The sequence below is a fragment of the Enterovibrio sp. FF113 genome, assembly GCF_041439165.1.
Classification (GTDB): Bacteria; Pseudomonadota; Gammaproteobacteria; order Enterobacterales; family Vibrionaceae; genus Enterovibrio; species Enterovibrio norvegicus_A.
In genome coordinates this window covers 1-1,090 of the sequence record NZ_JBGONO010000054.1, presented here as the reverse complement: position 1 = coordinate 1,090, position 1,090 = coordinate 1, and the positions used below count along the sequence as shown (strand labels likewise).

The following is a 1,090-nucleotide window of genomic DNA, read 5'->3' as shown; positions in this document are numbered from 1 at the left end:
TAAGGCATCAATGCTAGCAAACGGCAATGATAGGAAAACCGGTACGCTCACCATCGCTGATAACGACGTATTCACCGAAAATAGTATCTGTAGTCAGGCTAGTCATGTGTCAATATCTGGGGCTGGACGCACCGCATATATAGATTGTGACAAAGGCATTGTTGGTATGACCGATATTCAAGGTGAGTTTAAGGAGCGCTTTCAAGATCGCGTATACACATATTATGAGGATCCCCTTCAAAACATGGGCATAACCGGCGAGGGAAATGTATCTTGGGTTTCAGGGAGTGGTCAAGGATTCAACAAAGCATTCCGAGCAAACATAGGCACTTCAATAACAAAAGATATGACGTATTTTGCTGCACAAGATAACGCAAATTATACGGAAGCTGAACCATGCGCCGTCGCACCCAATAGCCCTTATTACACTCACATGGTGGCCATCATTTACCTAGCAGAAGAAGAAGAATATTCCAATCCAATTCAGTGCTCTATGATACTAAGAGAAGGACAGTGTGCGAATGGTGTTAAACAGCCAGTAACATATACTACATTTGCCTCGTATCTCGACCCAAATGCGTGCGTTGTTGTCGAATAGAAACGGATAGTCTCACACTTTTTAAAGGCATTAAGACACTGCTACGTGAATAAAAATTCATGGTTCCTATAGTGTTGGTTTATTGTAAATATTGTCATTTACGCCGCTCGACAGAGCGGCTTTTTATCACATGTCGCTTCAATCTTTGGTTATTTAACTCACATCCAAACACAGACATTAATATTTATATAAATTATCAACCAACAGTATTTCAGCATCCTAAACCATGGACAATCAGACTGTTAGAAATAGAAAGAATAAGAATCACGAAAGCACTCTTTTATTAGTATATTCTAAATAATTAATATGAAATTAGTCGCATAACAGAGACACCCCGCCTGCACCACCTTCATGCATACTCGTCGAAATCGAGATACTCATCTACCCGTTTACCTTCTGATTTACATAACAAAGCCTTCCTTTCATTGTGGAAATGGCTGTTAGACATTCACTCAAAGGCCATAAACAGCACCCATCAAAATAATAAAATAC

The 1,090-nt window shown here is 39.8% G+C and carries 1 pseudogene; it reads left to right on the top strand.

The window, feature by feature from the left end:
- Positions 1–598, top strand: a pseudogene (locus ACED36_RS22065) (hypothetical protein); the annotation flags it as partial.
- Positions 599–1,090 lie beyond the last annotated feature (492 nt).